Origin of the sequence: Pseudomonas sp. RW407 (assembly GCF_003176655.1) — a bacterium.
In the GTDB taxonomy this organism is placed as follows: Bacteria; Pseudomonadota; Gammaproteobacteria; order Pseudomonadales; family Pseudomonadaceae; genus Pseudomonas; species Pseudomonas delhiensis.
Genome location: NZ_QGSL01000012.1, coordinates 1 through 308, shown reverse-complemented (window position 1 = coordinate 308; position 308 = coordinate 1). Strand labels below are relative to the sequence as shown.

Below are 308 nucleotides of genomic sequence, written 5' to 3'. Positions count from 1 at the left end.
CAGACTGTGTGAAAACCTAGCAGTCTGAGTGCAAGCCCAAGACAATGCCCGTATCGATCGATACGGGCATTGTCGTTTATGGGCTATATCCGCGGTGAAGGGCGTGATCAGGGCAGCTTGTTTCCAGTGTGTCTGGATGAACTGGTCCCCGAAGAACATCTGGTCCGCGTGATCGAGGCCTACGTGGCGCGGCTGGATTTGCACAGACTGGGCTTCAGCAAGGCGCGAGCTAGCAAGGTTGGACGTCCGGCCTATGATCCGGCCGACTTGCTCAAGCTGTACCTGTATGGCTACTTCCATCGAATCCG

General features: G+C 56.2%; 1 protein-coding gene. It reads left to right on the top strand.

Translation table 11 applies throughout. The annotated features are described in order from the left end of the window. Positions 1-78: 78 nt before the first annotated feature. Positions 79-308, top strand: a 230-nt coding sequence (locus DK254_RS00795; protein ID WP_146219544.1) for a transposase, incomplete at its 3' end; no start/stop codon positions are given.